The organism is Fructilactobacillus florum DSM 22689 = JCM 16035, from assembly GCF_001436645.1.
Lineage (GTDB): Bacteria > Bacillota > Bacilli > Lactobacillales > Lactobacillaceae > Fructilactobacillus > Fructilactobacillus florum.
Map to the genome: position 1 here is coordinate 22,999 of NZ_AYZI01000005.1, position 13,854 is coordinate 36,852.

Consider the following 13,854-nt stretch of genomic DNA (forward strand, 5'->3'; position numbering starts at 1 on the left):
GTTAATCGTTGTCCGCGTTAAGGAAACCAAGGGTCCCGGTTTTGCGGGGAATTTAGGTGGTACCGCGGTTTTTCGTCCTATAGAATGAAATGTTCTATGGGGCTTTTTTTATCGAGACAGGAGATGGATAAAGATGGTTTATGATCACAATAAAATCGAGGCAAAATGGCAGCATTACTGGGAACAAAATCAAACTTTTCAAACGGAAAATAGTCCCAAACCTGAGCAAGAGAAGTATTATGTCTTAGACATGTTTCCCTATCCATCTGGACAGGGCTTACATGTGGGTCATCCAGAGGGTTATACTGCAACTGATATTATGGCACGATTTAAACGGATGCAGGGAAAGAATGTTCTACATCCCATGGGTTGGGATGCTTTCGGCCTTCCAGCAGAGCAGTATGCTCTAAAAACTAAACATAACCCAGGAAGCTTTACGCAACAGAATATTGCTAACTTTAAGCGTCAAATTAAATCACTCGGATTTTCTTATGATTGGAGTCGAGAGGTTAATACGACTGATGCAAGTTACTATAAGTGGACTCAGTGGATTTTTGAAAAGCTCTATGAAAAGGGCTTGGCGTATGAAGATGAAATTGAAGTTAACTGGGCTCCTGATTTGATGGGAGGAACGGTGGTTGCCAATGAAGAGGTCGTTAATGGAAAAACTGAGCGAGGTGGTTATCCGGTCTATCGTAAGCCGATGAAACAATGGGTTTTGAAAATCACGGCGTATGCGGATCGCTTACTTGATGACCTCGAAGATCTCGATTGGCCAGAAAGTATTAAACAGATGCAACGAAATTGGATTGGTCGTTCAACGGGAGCGCGGATCACTTTTCCAGTGGTTGATTGTCAAGACACCATCGACGTCTTTTCTACTAGGGCGGACACGTTGTTTGGGGCAACTTATTTAGTTCTTGCACCTGAAAATGAACTAGTTGACCGCCTGACTAGTTCCGAACAACAAGCAGCCGTAGCCGATTATAGAAAACAAATTGCCTCAAAATCTGATTTAGAACGAACTGATCTTAATAAAGACAAGACTGGCGTTTTTATTGGATCATATGCTACCAATCCCGTAAATGGTAAGCATTTACCCATTTGGATTAGTGATTATGTACTATCATCTTATGGAACGGGAGCGGTTATGGCTGTTCCAGCTCATGATCAGCGCGACTATGATTTTGCTAAAAAGTTTGCGCTACCGATCATCCCAGTGATTGACGGTGGAAATGTTGAAAAGGAAGCTTATACTGGTGACGGTCAGCACATTAATTCTGGTTTTTTGAATGGATTGAACCGCCAAAAGGGTCTAGATAAGATGATGGAGTGGTTACAGGACCATCATGCTGGGAAATCTCAGGTGAATTACAAATTACGTGATTGGATTTTTTCACGGCAACGCTATTGGGGTGAACCTATTCCAGTAATTCATTGGGATGATGGCACGACTAGCTTGGTTCCAGAGACGGAACTACCACTAAGGTTGCCACAAACGGATGATTTAAAACCATCTGGAACCGGACAGAGTCCCCTTGCAAATCTGACTGAGTGGGTAAATGTAACCGACTCACAGGGACGCCATGGGGTTCGTGATACCAATACCATGCCACAATGGGCGGGTAGTTCTTGGTATTACCTACGTTATATTGATCCTCATAATGATCAAATGATTGCGGATCCAGCAAAGCTAAAGTACTGGCTACCAGTTGATTTGTATGTCGGCGGTGCCGAACATGCGGTGCTCCATCTTTTGTATGCTCGCTTCTGGCATAAGTTTTTATATGATCTGGGGGTTGTCCCAACCAAAGAGCCATTTCAAAAACTAGTTAATCAAGGGATGATTTTGGGTACAAATCACGAAAAGATGTCTAAATCAAAAGGAAACGTGGTTAATCCTGATGAAATTGTAGCGGAGTACGGAGCTGATACGTTGCGCCTATATGAAATGTTCATGGGTCCGCTCGTGGAGTCAAAACCATGGAGTACCGAAGGGCTTGCCGGGGCAAATCGCTGGATCAAACGTTTTTGGCGCCTCTTTATTGATGATGATAATCAAATGAGCGAATTTTTAACGACTGAGAATGATGGCAATTTGACTAAAATTTATCATCAGACTGTGCAGAAAGTCACTAATGATTTGGAAAAAATGCGGTTTAATACTGCTATTTCACAATTAATGGTTTTTGTTAATGCGGTTTATAAGGAACAAAAACTGCCAACTGAATATGCGACCGGACTCGTTAAACTACTGTCACCAATTACGCCCCATCTCTGTGAAGAACTTTGGCAACGTCTAGGAAATAAGAATTCGATTGCCTATGCTGACTGGCCTAGCTATGATGAACAGCAAACGGTTGCTGATCAAATTGAAATTGTAGTTCAAGTCAATGGCAAAGTGCGGGCTCATCTACAGGTTGAGCCGAACATAAAAAATAGTGAACTACAAGAATTAGCACTTGCTAATCAGCATGTGAAAACAGCGGTCACAGGGAAAAAGATTCATAAAATAGTGGTAGTTCCTAGCAAAATTGTTAATATTGTAGCTAGTTAATAATCTGATTGCTTAGAATGTTGAAGGCGGGTTTGATTTTGAATAATGATTTTGATGAAGACGCAGTTCTAGCTGCCAAACAGGCGACGGCTTCGGAACACGGTCGTGCTCAAATGTTGAAGGGTTCAGCCTGGATGACAATTGGGAGTATTCTTTCAAGGATTCTTGGTGCGCTATATATCATTCCATGGCGCTTGATTTTTGGCGCTTCATTATTTCCAATTGCGAATTCACTATATACGCAAGGATATAACATCTATAGTTTTGTATTGATTGTTGCAATTGCAGGGATTCCATCTGCGATTGCAAAACAAGTTGCGCATTACAATGCTTTAAATGAGTATCAAATTGGAGTTAAACTGTATCAGCGTGGACTCATGTTAGCAGTTGGTATGGGGATTATTAGCGCTTTGATTCTATGGCTAGGAGCTCCATTTTTAACTAACGGAGATGCTAATGTAATTCCTGTAATTCGGTCACTAGCATGGGCAGTTCTGATTATTCCAACCATGAGTTTGACCCGTGGATTTTTCCAAGGATATGAAGACATGGCACCCTCAGCTCTGTCGCAGTTTGTGGAACAGCTGGCTCGGGTTATCTATATGTTATTGTCTGCTTTCGTTATTTTACGGGTGTTCAATGGCAGTTGGGTTACCGCAGTGGCACAATCAACCTTTGCTGCTTTTATTGGTGCTATCTTTGGCTTGCTAGTACTCGGTTGGTATTATTGGCGACGGCATGATTATTATCAGCAATTAATAGCGCAGAGTAGCAACAAACTAAGTGTACCAACGCGTCAATTGTATCGCGAAATTATTATGCAAGCAGCTCCGTTTGTGATTTTAGGAGCAGGTGTAACCATTTTTTCTTTGATTGATCAATTTACCTTCTTCCCGATTATGCAAGCTACCACCAAGATCTCAATGCAAGCTTTGCAGGTGAATTATGCAATCTTTGCGGGCAATGCCAATAAACTGACTATGATTGTGATTTCGCTTGCGTCTTCGATTGCAATTACGATGGTTCCGATGTTATCGGCAGCCTTTACCCGCAAAAATGGTCAAGAAGTTCGTTATCAGTTTTCAAATGCATTAATTTTATTTGAATTTGTGATGCTCCCGGCGGCGCTGGGGATGGCTGCAGTTGCGGGTCCTCTAAACAGAACCTTCTATGGTACTTCTAATATGAATTTTAGTAGCAATATTCTATCATTTTCTGCTCTGCAAGCGATTCCAGTGGGGCTGTTTGTGGTAGCGGCTGCCTTAATGCAGGGGGTTTCCCAAAACAAAAAGGCAGTAAAATTTTTTGTGATTGGAACGGTTGTGAAACTGTTGACGCAGTACCCATTGGTAGTCTGGATGGGAGCTTTTGGAACCTTACTATCAACGATCTTGGGTTTTTCGCTAGCTAACTATTTAATCTTGCGAGTGTTAAGTCGACAGTTCGGGATTGAAACTGGTCGAGTTGTTCAAAAAACCGCTGAAATTTTATTATTTTCTTTGGTGATGTATGTCGTATCCTTAGTGGGTGTTTATGCTCTGAACTTCTTGATTGGTTTGGTAGGAAATCCGTTTGGCTCGCTAGCAAGCTTTTTTGTGACAGTGGTTGTTGCTTGCATGGGGGGCATGGTGTATATCTATCTAACTTTAAAAACACATGTTGCTGATGAAGTATTGGGTCAAAAAGTGCAACGTCTCCGTGATGGACTGCACATTAAAAGCTAATTTAAGTAAAAAACAGGGCAGAGATCGTTCAACGGTCTCTGCCCTGTTTAGTTTGATTTTAAAGTGATAGTTTCTGTTCGTGCTGTTTCATAAAGGTAGGTAATGCGGCTGAAATTTGATGTGGCAGGACAACATATTGGGTGGTGGCCAGTTGTTCAGCAATGGCACTGTGGGTATAGACAGCGCTAAGTAAGGCATTTTGGACATCAGTAAACTGGGCAAGGAAACCCGTAATGATGCCAACCAGAGTATCTCCCATTCCTCCAGTTGCCTGGGCTGGGGTCCCAACGGTGTTTTCATAGCAATCGGTAGGGGTATAGACACAAGTTCGATGGGACTTTAAAACGAGATAGCCAGATTGTGACCCTAAAATTTGTTGAAAGGCAATCCGATTTTTCGTGGTAGTTTGTTGGGAGACCTGCAAACCAGAAAGTCGTTCCCATTCGATTTGATGTGGTGTCAGGACGATTGTAGCGGTTGGCAGTGCTAACTGATGGTTTGCGATTAAGGTTAGTGCTGATCCATCTAGGATGAGGATTTGATCAGCAGTAATCATGGCTAAAATTGCTTTCAAGATATGTAGTGCTTGATCTGAGACCCCTAGTCCTGGACCAATGGCCACTACTTTTGCCGTCTTTATAAGTTGCGATTGTTGTTGCTGATAATCAGCCGTCATGGCTTCTGGCACCCAATTATGCACACTTGCAAAATTGATGGGATCAGTTAGGGTGGTAGTTAATCCGGTTCCGGCATACACGGCACCCAGAGTGGCCATGATGATAGCTCCGCCAAATTGCTGATTACCGCCCACCAATACTGCTTTTCCATAGGTTCCCTTAAAACTAGTATTCGGCCGAATCCGAATCGTTTGTGGTAAGATTGCTGATGTAATCTTTTGCATAATAGTTCACCTCTTGTTTAGTATAGCACGAGCTCTTGCATAAGAAATTAACACAGAAAAGGATGATTAAAATGGATTGGAAAGCAGCTGCAGCCGCTCTGCAACCTGAATATTTGGCTGACTTAAAAAAATTAGTAGCAATTGATAGTTCTCGTGACGTAGAACATCAGACGGATGAATTTCCGCTTGGTCCGGGTCCTGCCCATGCGTTACAACAATTCTTAGCATTTGGGGAACGAGATGGGTTTGTTACTAAAAATATTGATAACATCGTTGGTTATATTGAGTACGGTAGTGGTTCTGAATATTTTGCGGTGTTGGGACATGCAGATACGGTTCCCGCTGGAAAGGGTTGGACGACTGATCCATTTAAACTTGAAGTTAGTGGTGATAACCTGATTGGGCGAGGTACTTCAGATGACAAGGGTCCGGCCCTTGCCGCTTACTATGCTTTGCGAATCTTAAAAGCTAATGGGATCCACCCTATGCGTAAAATTAGATTAGTTATTGGAACTGACGAAGAAACCAACTGGACTGGGATGAAACGTTATTTTGAAACTCAACCAGCTCCTTGCGGTGGTTTTTCTCCAGATGCTGAATTTCCATTGATAAATGGAGAAAAAGGTAACACAAGTTTTGAAATTAAATTCCCTCAAACCCAAGATAGCGTTGTGCCCCAATTAAAATCTTTTCAAGCCGGGTTGAAAGAAAATATGGTTCCTCGGGATGCCACTGCGGTGTTGACTAGTGATGAACCGCAAACAGTGGTGAAGGCTTTTAATGATTTCTTACAAACAGTTCCGGTCACTGGAAGTAGCGAAACAGAATCTAATCTGATTCGGTTAGCAATTGTAGGAAAGGCAGCCCACGGAATGGAGCCTAAAAAAGGTTTGAATGCTGGAACATATTTAAGCTCGTTTTTGGCTTCGCAGTCATTAGATCCGGTCGGACAGAAGTTTGTTACTTTCATTGCCCAAAAGCTGCATGATGATTCTCGAGCGGTAAAATTAGGCTTGAATTTCACTGATGAAGTCATGGGGGATCTAACCATGAACGTTGGTCAGATGCAATATACAAATGATACTGGCGGTCTGATTAACACTAACTTTCGTTATCCGCAAGGTGTGGATCCAAATCGAATTGCACAGCAGCTTCAGGCAGCAACTGCTACAGCAACCGTACGACAAATCAGTAATATGCAACCTCATTTTGTAGCAATCGATGATCCGTTGGTTGAATCATTAATGGAAGTTTACCGAAAACAGACTGGTCGTTACCATGATCAACCAGAAGTAGTTGGTGGTGGAACTTATGCACGTCTAATGGAACATGGAGTTGCTTTTGGGGCATTGTTGCCAACGACAACTGATACGATGCATCAAGCAAATGAATTTCAGCCACAGTCGGACTTATTGCTAGCAATGTCAATTTACGCTGAAGCACTGGCAACAGTTACTGATAAATAATCATTGACAAATGATCGCGTTCAGATTATATTCATTGTCAAACGAATAAAAATAAACGGAACAGCAGAGTATAAAACAGGTTAATCTCAGAGAGTTTCTGGTTAGTGCGAAGAAATGATAACGGTTTTAGAAGATGGGCTGGGAGTTATTCTTACTAGTTATGGTAGGAACGGGATGGATGCCGATATTAAATCCGGTGAGATCCAGTGTGATGCTGGGAACTAAGGTGGTAACGCGAGAGCACTCGTCCTTTATGGATGGGTGTTTTTTCTTTTTAAACTTTTTAGGAGAATGAAGATGCGACTAAAAAAACATTGGATTTGGGGCGGAGTTTTGCTGATGATTTTTGTTTTGGGCTACTTTAGCTTTGGAAACAATCGTTCTCAGCAAAAAAATACCATTCGGGTTGGTATTATGGCAGGGTCACAATCTGAACAAGAAATTTGGAATACAGTAGCTGCGACAGCAAAAAAAAGGTATGGATTAAATGTCCAGTTTCAGACCTTTACTGATTACAGTCAACCGAATGCAGCCTTGAGCAGCCATAATATTGATGTTAATGCATTTCAAAACTATCCGTTTTTAAAGCTTTGGAATCAAAAACACCACACCAACATTACAGCGGTTGGCGATACTATTATTGAACCAATGCGAATATATTCTTACCAAGCTAAGCGGCTTAATGATCTGCCAACGAAAGCTACAATTACGATACCTAATGATACCAATAATGAATCGCGGGCACTATTTTTATTGCAGAGTGCGGGATTACTAACACTGAAACCACACGTTAAAATCGCTACTTTACAATCAATTCAGTCTAATCCCAAGCAGCTCAAAATTAAGGAAGTTGATGCTAGTCAGACGGCTCGTTCATTATCTGATGTGTCAGCGGCAGTAGTTAATGGCAACTATGCCCAAACTGCCAACTTAAATCCGCAGCGAGCTATTTTTTCAGAACCATTGCAAAAAAATGCGCACCAATGGATTAATTTTATTGCGGCTAACCAGGCTGATCGTAACAACCCCAAAATTCAAAAATTAGTAAAGGCATACCAATCTGAGCCAACCGCTCGTAAGATCAAACAGGTTTCTGGAACTAATCAAATTCCCGCTTGGAAATTAAATTTAAAGGAGTAATTAGCGATGGAACGTGCACAAAAAATTCAAATTCTGCAAAATATTATTAAAATAAAATCAGTTAACGGTAATGAAAAAGCGGTGTTGCGTTACTTATCGTCCGAGTTACGTAATTTTGGCATTGAGAGTACGCTACTCCCATTTGCTAATGAACCGGAGCGAGCCAATTTATTGGTAGAAATTGGGCAAGGCAAAGATCCCCGAGTATTAGGTCTGACGGGTCATGCTGATACAGTGGCAGTTACCAATGATGATGATTGGAAATTTCCACCATTTTCCGCCACCATTTTGGATGACAAGCTGTATGGACGAGGTGCGGCAGACATGAAAAGTGGGTTGGCGGCTGAAGTGATTGCTTTGATTGAACTAGTTGAAAAGCAGCAAGAACCAGCAGGGATCGTGCGCTTATTGCTCACTGCAGGAGAAGAATTTGGAGCACCAGGAGCCTATCAATTTTTGCCAGAAAAAATCAAAGATTTATCGGCGCTGATAGTTGGGGAAGCAACTGATGGGAATGTTACATTTGCGCACTCCGGCAGTATTAACTATCGGATTACTAGTCAGGGGAAACCAGCGCATAGTTCAACCCCAGAGCTTGGAATTAATGCGATTACGGGACTTGCTAAGTTTTTAGCGGTAGAGGCACACTTGTTTGACAAAGCTCCTCACGACGAAGTTTTGGGTGAAGTTCAGCATAGTGTCACTGTAATCGAAGGAGGGAATCAGGTTAATACAATTCCAGCACGAGCCACCCTCTTAGGAAATGTACGACCAACTACTAGTTTTGATAATCAGGCAGTGATTAGCACGATTCAAGCAGCTCTAGATAGAATTAATCAAGAATCTAGCTACAAATTGAAGTTTGAACTATTACATGATTTTTATCCAATTGAAACGGAAGCAAACCATGCTTTTGTGCAACTAGCTTTGAAAATTAGTCAAATGAACTATCAAGATCGGAAACCAAAATTAATTGTTAATAATGGGGCGAGTGATGCCAGCGTATTTGTACAAACTAATCCAAAAATGCCAGTAATTCTGCTTGGGCCTGATAAAGATCAGTCATCTCATCAAATTGATGAACACACGACCATTTCAAGTTATCTAACCACGATTGCCATCTACGAACAGTTAATCACTGACTATTTTCGCGAATCATCGGCGGACTGATCTAGCTAATCTATTGTACGATTAAAGTCAGGTGTTGACGATAAAATTAAAAACAGCCGTGGGATATAACGAGATGCACGGCTGTTTTTAATAGACTTTTAGGGTTTTCAAACTGAGAATTTTTAATTAGATGGACGCTAGTTTTTGATCGATTTTTTTCAGGACAATTTCGGTATTTTTAGCATCACTTAAATCATATTTTTGTAGATTAAGCATCATTTTTGGACCAAGATCATATTCTTGATACCATGTTTGGTAAGCTAACCACATTTTGTAATAATATTTTTCTAATTCGGGATTTCCCTCAAACTGTTCATAGTCCCGCCCGCGTTTTTTGATACGGGCAAGAATAGTAGGAAAATCTGTTGCTGCATAAACTAGTAAGTCGGGATGCTTTTTTGGTAACTCGTTCAATTCTGACATCATGTTGTCGAGCAGTTTGAGATAAACGCTTAACTCAATGTCAGAAATATTGCCAGCTGCATTATTTTCACGAGTAAAAAGTGCATCTTCATAAATTGAACGGTCTAAGACATTATTATCATCGTTGAGCGCTTGTTTTATCATAGCAAAACGCTTGTTTAAAAAATATATTTGTAATAAAAATCCATATTGTTGTGGATTTTGATAGTACAATGGAAGCACCGGATTATCACCAACGGGCTCAAAAAAAGGTTTGGTTCCTAAGTGGTTTGCGATTAGACTAGTTAGTGTAGTTTTACCGACACCGATCATTCCTGCTGTAATTATCACCATAATAGCTCCTTTTTACTGATGATCTTAGTATAGCATGCTCTATTTTTGGCGGTAAATAGCTGTGAAATAAAGTTTACTAATATGATATTCTAGGAGTGATTAGTTTTGATCAAGATAGTGGTTGCACAAGTATTACAGAAATCTAATAGTTTTTTGCTATTTGGTCTTAGTAACAATGTCATTGGATTTTTTTCTGGTAAAAGCTGGAAGTTACTAATGCTACTTGTCATGATTGCAGTAGTAATTCGAATGGTTTTAACTCCGATAGTGATGCTGATTTTTCAAAAGCTGGATAAGCAGCGCTCCGATGACGTAGCCAATAAAAAGCAGGGGGAACAGGATGAAAAATAGATCACTACTCTGGCAGTATATAATGAGAACCCTGATTTTAGTAGTTTTAATTACAATGGTTTTATTTGTTTCTTCGCCAGTCATCTATCTAGCAAACCATTCGACTAGTATGGCAATACAAATTGTCACTGGAATTGTTTACATAGCCGGATTTTTGATTGCGATTGCGATAGCTTGGCAAGCTTATCAGTCAGTCTGGAAGCAGTCCACGCACCGCCTAACAATCACAGACGTTGGGTTAGTGATAAAAACTTGGATTTTATTTTATGTAATTGAAGTTTTGATGCAGATTTTAAATGAATTGGTTTTTCATCAAGTCGGAACTAAAAATGACCAAGCAATTTCTCATTTGTTACGATCAAATCCGACAGTTCTCTTGTTATTGAGTTTCTCCGTGATTTTTTTGTCTCCGGTTTTAGAAGAACTGGTGTTTCGGGGGTATTTAATTCGCGGTGTTTTTGATAGATTTCCAAAGTGGCTCTCATTAGTTGCCAGTGGCTTGATTTTTTCTAGCGGACATTTAAGTTCTAATATTATTAGTTTTTTTATCTATGCTTTTTTGGGAATGTTATTAGCTTATGTATATTTTAAATCTGAAAAGATCGAAGTAGCAATTATGGTTCATTTTCTAAATAATCTGTTGGCAACGATCCTAATGATTATCTCCTTATACAAAGTGAAAGGATGATTTGGAATGGATATTAGTGAATTTAACTACTATAACAATTTAAAAAATCGACTTGCAAAGGTTGCTTTAGAAATAAAAATCACAGAGCAAGAATATTTGCAAAATATGAAAAATCTCCCGCAGTTACTCAATGACAATGATGTAGCAACGGTTTCTGATCTAGCTCTGGTATATCATCAGGGGAACGATGATCAAGTTGCCGAGGAAATTAAGATGGCACTCGAACATCATGATCGCAACTACCTCTTGAAACACGTAACGTGGTTTTCGGATCCAACCGCAACAAACCTTGCTGCATTGACATCAGAGCAAAAACAGGTTGAAGCGGAGTTAGCTGATGCAGTTTCTTTTTACAAATCATTTGTGCTACCCATCATTCAGAAAATGAAAAAGAACCGCCTTATTCGGATTGATGAGATTAAATCAGACGGTGGTAGCTGTGATACAATCATAAAAATCGATTATTTTTCAACGATTGATGATTTTCGTGAAGACTTTCAGGGAGCTGATTTTGTCACTAGTGTGATTGAAGATTTGTTAGAACGCCATGCATCATTGCATATTCTAATCACTAATAATCAAAACCCGAACCCGTATGATGTAACCGTTACCCCAAAAACAGATGTCAGATAGGAGAAGACCATGGTTGATAAGCGAGACTATAAATATCCGGATACCCAAGCGTATAATTTTGTGATAAAAACTTTAAATGACAACGGGGTCACTGTTCGGGATATTGCCCAAGTGACCTATAATTTACAAAAATCCTATATAAAAATTCCAAGCATGGAGTATGTCGATAAGATCGTAATCGATGTTTTGCACAAACGTGAAGTTTTAAATAATGCGATGGTGGGTTTAGAAATTGACCGCTTAGCAACGCAACATAAATTAGAAGAGCCATTACAGAGTATTGTTGAACATGATTTGGGTGTTTTCGGAGTCGATGAAACCCTTGCGCTCGGCATAGCAAACATTTATGGCACCATCGGAATTACAAATTATTGTGGTCTAGATACAAATAAGCAGGGAATCGTAAAAAAGCTTGATCAAGCGCAAGATCGAGTAACTACTTTTATTGATGATTTGGTTGGTTCGGTGGCTGGAGCCGCCTCGGCTAAAATCGCTCACGAAAATTCATAGTTGCTTAATCAATCTGATCACGGTATAGACCGACCACTTTTCCAAGGATGGTACATTCAGTTAGGATGATGGGTGTCATGCTGTCATTTTCTGGTTGGAGTCGAAAATGGTCGCTTTCTTTATAAAACCGCTTACACGTAGCTTCACCTTCATCATTCATAGCAATTACAATCTCACCATTTTCTGCATTGGGAGTTCGCTCTACAATGACTTGGTCGCCGTCTAGGATGCCAACATTGATCATGCTTTCGCCGCTGATGGTAAGCATAAAGAGATCTTGATGCAGGTGTTTTAAGCTGTCGGGGATGGGAAAGTAGTCAGTCGCCTCTTGAACGGCCAAAATCGGGTTTCCGGCTGCAACGGTTCCAAGTAACGGAATTTTTGTAGCTGTAGTCGGTTGTTCGACTCCTAAAACATCAATCCCGCTCGGAGTAATTTCAATTGCTCGAGGTTTGGTGGGATTTTTAGTTAAAAGCCCTTTTTTTTGCAAACGAGCCAAATGACCGTGCACTGTTGAGGCAGAAGATAAGCCGACGCCGGCTCCAATTTCGCGAACGGTTGGTGGATAACCCTGTTTTTTTACCTCGTCATAGATAAATTGTAAAATTTGAATTTGTTTTGAATTAGATGACATGTGACACCTCAATGTTTTTTGGTATGTTAATAGTAGCATAATTGACCATGATTGCAAACGTTTGTTCGTGCTTGAGCATTGTCTTTTTGGGATCTTTCATGCTATGATAGGAATATATTTTAAAAGGGGAGTGTCGTGATGGCTGAGGACGAAGAACTAAAAAAAATCATCCCAAGAATTAATGAGTTAGCTCATAAAGCAAAATCCGAAGGTTTAACCACTGCAGAAACAGCAGAGCAAGAAAAATTGCGCCGTCAGTATTTAGAACGATTCAAGTCCAACTTTAGAAATCAGGTTGAGCTTACTCGTGTTTTTGATAAAAATGGAAATGAAATCACTTCGGAAAAAGTAAAGGAAGTTCAAAGAAATAAAGATTTACGTGACAACTAGGGAAGGGGAACTCGATAATGTCGACTTTCATTTGGATTTTATTAATTATTTTGGCAGCCGTTGCTGGAGCGGCTGTTGGCTTCTTTGCAGCCCGCAAGTACATGGAAAAGTATTTAAAGGATAATCCGCCAATCAACGAAGAACAGTTGCGAGCAATGATGTTACAGATGGGACAAAAGCCCTCCAAGAAAAAACTAAATCAAATGATGATTGCCATGAAGCGTAACGCGAAGGCATAACAAAAAAACAACCAACTCAATTATCTAGTTAATTGAGCTGGTTGTTTTTTAATGGGGCATTTTACTAACATCCTTATACACGTAATTTGGATTGATTTCATTGTCTAATTCTTTAAAAGCAGCGGTCATTTGGGTTTCAATCTTTTGCTGAGCCGCTTCGTTTAGTTTCAGCCCCTTTTCAATATAAATGGGGTTACCAAAGTTAATGAAAGCCTTATTTCTGCAAAAAGCTGCTTTCAAGGTCAGAGGCCCCTGATAAACGACTGGAATCATAGGCACTCCAGCAGCCTGGGCGATGAATGCAGCACCGCCCTTAAGTTTGCTGGAGTGACGGGTGCCAGAGGGGAACATCATTACGGATAAATCAGTTTTTCGTAAAGTTTTGATTGGTTTTTTAACCACCGAAATCCCTGGATTATCACGATCAACGGGCTCAACATGACATTTTTTCAGACACCAAGCAAAAATACGGTTTTTAAACAATTCTTTTTTAGCGAGAAAGTAAAATTGTTTGGGGAGAAGATTTACGGTGAAGAACAGCATATCAAACCAGGTGCGGTGGGGAGCAATTAACACATAGTTTCCTTGGGGAATTCGGTCTTTGTTAGTAACTTTAGTTTTTCCATTCAGAATCCAAATGATAAATTTAATGAGTGAGAATATAATCGAGTAAAACAAGCTTCTCATCCTTTCTT

At 40.3% G+C, this 13,854-nt stretch carries 15 protein-coding genes and 2 other annotated features (1 of these 17 only partly in view); of the genes, 11 read left to right on the top strand and 4 right to left on the bottom strand.

Annotation, left to right across the window (positions count from 1 at the left end; translation table 11 throughout):
* Nucleotides 1-83 (top strand) — a binding site (T-box leader); it begins 117 nt to the left of the window's first position.
* Between the two features lie 50 nt (nt 84-133).
* Together leuS and FC87_RS03585 are read left to right on the top strand one after the other, a co-directional pair.
* Nucleotides 134-2,557, top strand: coding sequence for a leucine--tRNA ligase (leuS, locus tag FC87_RS03580; RefSeq protein ID WP_056961663.1), 2,424 nt, complete (start codon nt 134-136; stop codon nt 2,555-2,557).
* A gap of 17 nt (nt 2,558-2,574) precedes the next feature.
* Nucleotides 2,575-4,281, top strand: coding sequence for a putative polysaccharide biosynthesis protein (locus FC87_RS03585; RefSeq protein ID WP_009167269.1), 1,707 nt, complete (start codon nt 2,575-2,577; stop codon nt 4,279-4,281).
* A 58-nt stretch (nt 4,282-4,339) separates the two neighbouring features.
* Here the strand turns inward: FC87_RS03585 and FC87_RS03590 are convergent, their stop codons facing one another.
* Complete coding sequence (locus FC87_RS03590; RefSeq protein ID WP_009167268.1) at nt 4,340-5,182, bottom strand: NAD(P)H-hydrate dehydratase; 843 nt, start codon at nt 5,180-5,182, stop codon at nt 4,340-4,342.
* Between the two features lie 65 nt (nt 5,183-5,247).
* Here FC87_RS03590 and pepV point away from each other — a divergent pair, with 65 nt between their 5' ends.
* From pepV to FC87_RS03605, 3 genes are all read left to right on the top strand, one after another.
* The gene (gene pepV, locus FC87_RS03595) at nt 5,248-6,648 is read left to right on the top strand and encodes a dipeptidase PepV (RefSeq protein ID WP_035421425.1); all 1,401 of its coding nucleotides are present in this window, start codon (nt 5,248-5,250) and stop codon (nt 6,646-6,648) included.
* Nucleotides 6,649-6,697: 49 nt separating this feature from the next.
* Nucleotides 6,698-6,903: a binding site (T-box leader), on the top strand.
* 42 nt (nt 6,904-6,945) lie between these two features.
* The gene (locus FC87_RS03600; protein WP_156656532.1) at nt 6,946-7,788 is read left to right on the top strand and encodes a MetQ/NlpA family ABC transporter substrate-binding protein; all 843 of its coding nucleotides are present in this window, start codon (nt 6,946-6,948) and stop codon (nt 7,786-7,788) included.
* 6 nt (nt 7,789-7,794) lie between these two features.
* Nucleotides 7,795-8,958, top strand: coding sequence for an ArgE/DapE family deacylase (locus tag FC87_RS03605; protein ID WP_035421400.1), 1,164 nt, complete (start codon nt 7,795-7,797; stop codon nt 8,956-8,958).
* Nucleotides 8,959-9,084: 126 nt separating this feature from the next.
* On the opposite strand, the gene FC87_RS03610 is transcribed toward FC87_RS03605, so the two are convergent.
* Entirely contained in the window at nt 9,085-9,714 is a 630-nt protein-coding gene (locus FC87_RS03610; protein ID WP_009167264.1) for a deoxynucleoside kinase, read from the bottom strand.
* Between the two features lie 105 nt (nt 9,715-9,819).
* Here FC87_RS03610 and FC87_RS03615 point away from each other — a divergent pair, with 105 nt between their 5' ends.
* The 4 genes from FC87_RS03615 to FC87_RS03630 are packed head-to-tail and all read left to right on the top strand — an operon-like array spanning nt 9,820 to nt 11,896.
* Nucleotides 9,820-10,065 carry a hypothetical protein gene (locus FC87_RS03615; RefSeq protein ID WP_035421397.1) on the top strand — a complete coding sequence of 82 codons (246 nt, stop codon included), beginning with the start codon at nt 9,820-9,822 and terminating at the stop codon, nt 10,063-10,065.
* Nucleotides 10,055-10,753 (top strand): CPBP family intramembrane glutamic endopeptidase, encoded by a 699-nt coding sequence (locus tag FC87_RS03620; protein WP_035421395.1) that lies wholly within the window; start codon nt 10,055-10,057, stop codon nt 10,751-10,753. The genes FC87_RS03615 and FC87_RS03620 overlap by 11 nt, the downstream gene beginning before the upstream one ends.
* Nucleotides 10,754-10,759: 6 nt before the next feature.
* A complete protein-coding gene (locus tag FC87_RS03625; protein ID WP_035421393.1) occupies nt 10,760-11,386 on the top strand; it encodes a hypothetical protein in 627 nt (208 codons plus the stop codon).
* A gap of 9 nt (nt 11,387-11,395) precedes the next feature.
* Nucleotides 11,396-11,896 carry a phosphatidylglycerophosphatase A family protein gene (locus FC87_RS03630; protein WP_009167260.1) on the top strand — a complete coding sequence of 167 codons (501 nt, stop codon included), beginning with the start codon at nt 11,396-11,398 and terminating at the stop codon, nt 11,894-11,896.
* A 4-nt stretch (nt 11,897-11,900) separates the two neighbouring features.
* On the opposite strand, the gene lexA is transcribed toward FC87_RS03630, so the two are convergent.
* The gene (gene lexA, locus FC87_RS03635; protein ID WP_035421392.1) at nt 11,901-12,530 is read right to left on the bottom strand and encodes a transcriptional repressor LexA; all 630 of its coding nucleotides are present in this window, start codon (nt 12,528-12,530) and stop codon (nt 11,901-11,903) included.
* A 138-nt stretch (nt 12,531-12,668) separates the two neighbouring features.
* Between lexA and FC87_RS03640 the strand changes: the two genes are divergently transcribed.
* Nucleotides 12,669-12,920, top strand: coding sequence for a DUF896 domain-containing protein (locus FC87_RS03640; protein ID WP_009167258.1), 252 nt, complete (start codon nt 12,669-12,671; stop codon nt 12,918-12,920).
* Nucleotides 12,921-12,937: 17 nt separating this feature from the next.
* Nucleotides 12,938-13,159 (top strand): YneF family protein, encoded by a 222-nt coding sequence (locus FC87_RS03645; protein ID WP_009167257.1) that lies wholly within the window; start codon nt 12,938-12,940, stop codon nt 13,157-13,159.
* 48 nt (nt 13,160-13,207) lie between these two features.
* Here the strand turns inward: FC87_RS03645 and FC87_RS03650 are convergent, their stop codons facing one another.
* Nucleotides 13,208-13,837, bottom strand: coding sequence for a lysophospholipid acyltransferase family protein (locus FC87_RS03650; RefSeq protein ID WP_035421388.1), 630 nt, complete (start codon nt 13,835-13,837; stop codon nt 13,208-13,210).
* Nucleotides 13,838-13,854: the final 17 nt, after the last annotated feature.

What these genes read in the sequence shown, in the direction of transcription:
- FC87_RS03610 (WP_009167264.1), bottom strand. Translation starts at nt 9,714, where the DNA reads ATGGTGATAATTACAGCAGGAATGATCGGTGTCGGTAAAACTACACTA.
- leuS (WP_056961663.1), top strand. Translation starts at nt 134, where the DNA reads ATGGTTTATGATCACAATAAAATCGAGGCAAAATGGCAGCATTACTGG.
- FC87_RS03640 (WP_009167258.1), top strand. Translation starts at nt 12,669, where the DNA reads ATGGCTGAGGACGAAGAACTAAAAAAAATCATCCCAAGAATTAATGAG.
- FC87_RS03585 (WP_009167269.1), top strand. Translation starts at nt 2,575, where the DNA reads ATGTTGAAGGCGGGTTTGATTTTGAATAATGATTTTGATGAAGACGCA.
- FC87_RS03600 (WP_156656532.1), top strand. Translation starts at nt 6,946, where the DNA reads ATGCGACTAAAAAAACATTGGATTTGGGGCGGAGTTTTGCTGATGATT.
- FC87_RS03625 (WP_035421393.1), top strand. Translation starts at nt 10,760, where the DNA reads ATGGATATTAGTGAATTTAACTACTATAACAATTTAAAAAATCGACTT.
- FC87_RS03630 (WP_009167260.1), top strand. Translation starts at nt 11,396, where the DNA reads ATGGTTGATAAGCGAGACTATAAATATCCGGATACCCAAGCGTATAAT.
- FC87_RS03645 (WP_009167257.1), top strand. Translation starts at nt 12,938, where the DNA reads ATGTCGACTTTCATTTGGATTTTATTAATTATTTTGGCAGCCGTTGCT.
- FC87_RS03620 (WP_035421395.1), top strand. Translation starts at nt 10,055, where the DNA reads ATGAAAAATAGATCACTACTCTGGCAGTATATAATGAGAACCCTGATT.
- FC87_RS03605 (WP_035421400.1), top strand. Translation starts at nt 7,795, where the DNA reads ATGGAACGTGCACAAAAAATTCAAATTCTGCAAAATATTATTAAAATA.
- lexA (WP_035421392.1), bottom strand. Translation starts at nt 12,530, where the DNA reads ATGTCATCTAATTCAAAACAAATTCAAATTTTACAATTTATCTATGAC.
- FC87_RS03590 (WP_009167268.1), bottom strand. Translation starts at nt 5,182, where the DNA reads ATGCAAAAGATTACATCAGCAATCTTACCACAAACGATTCGGATTCGG.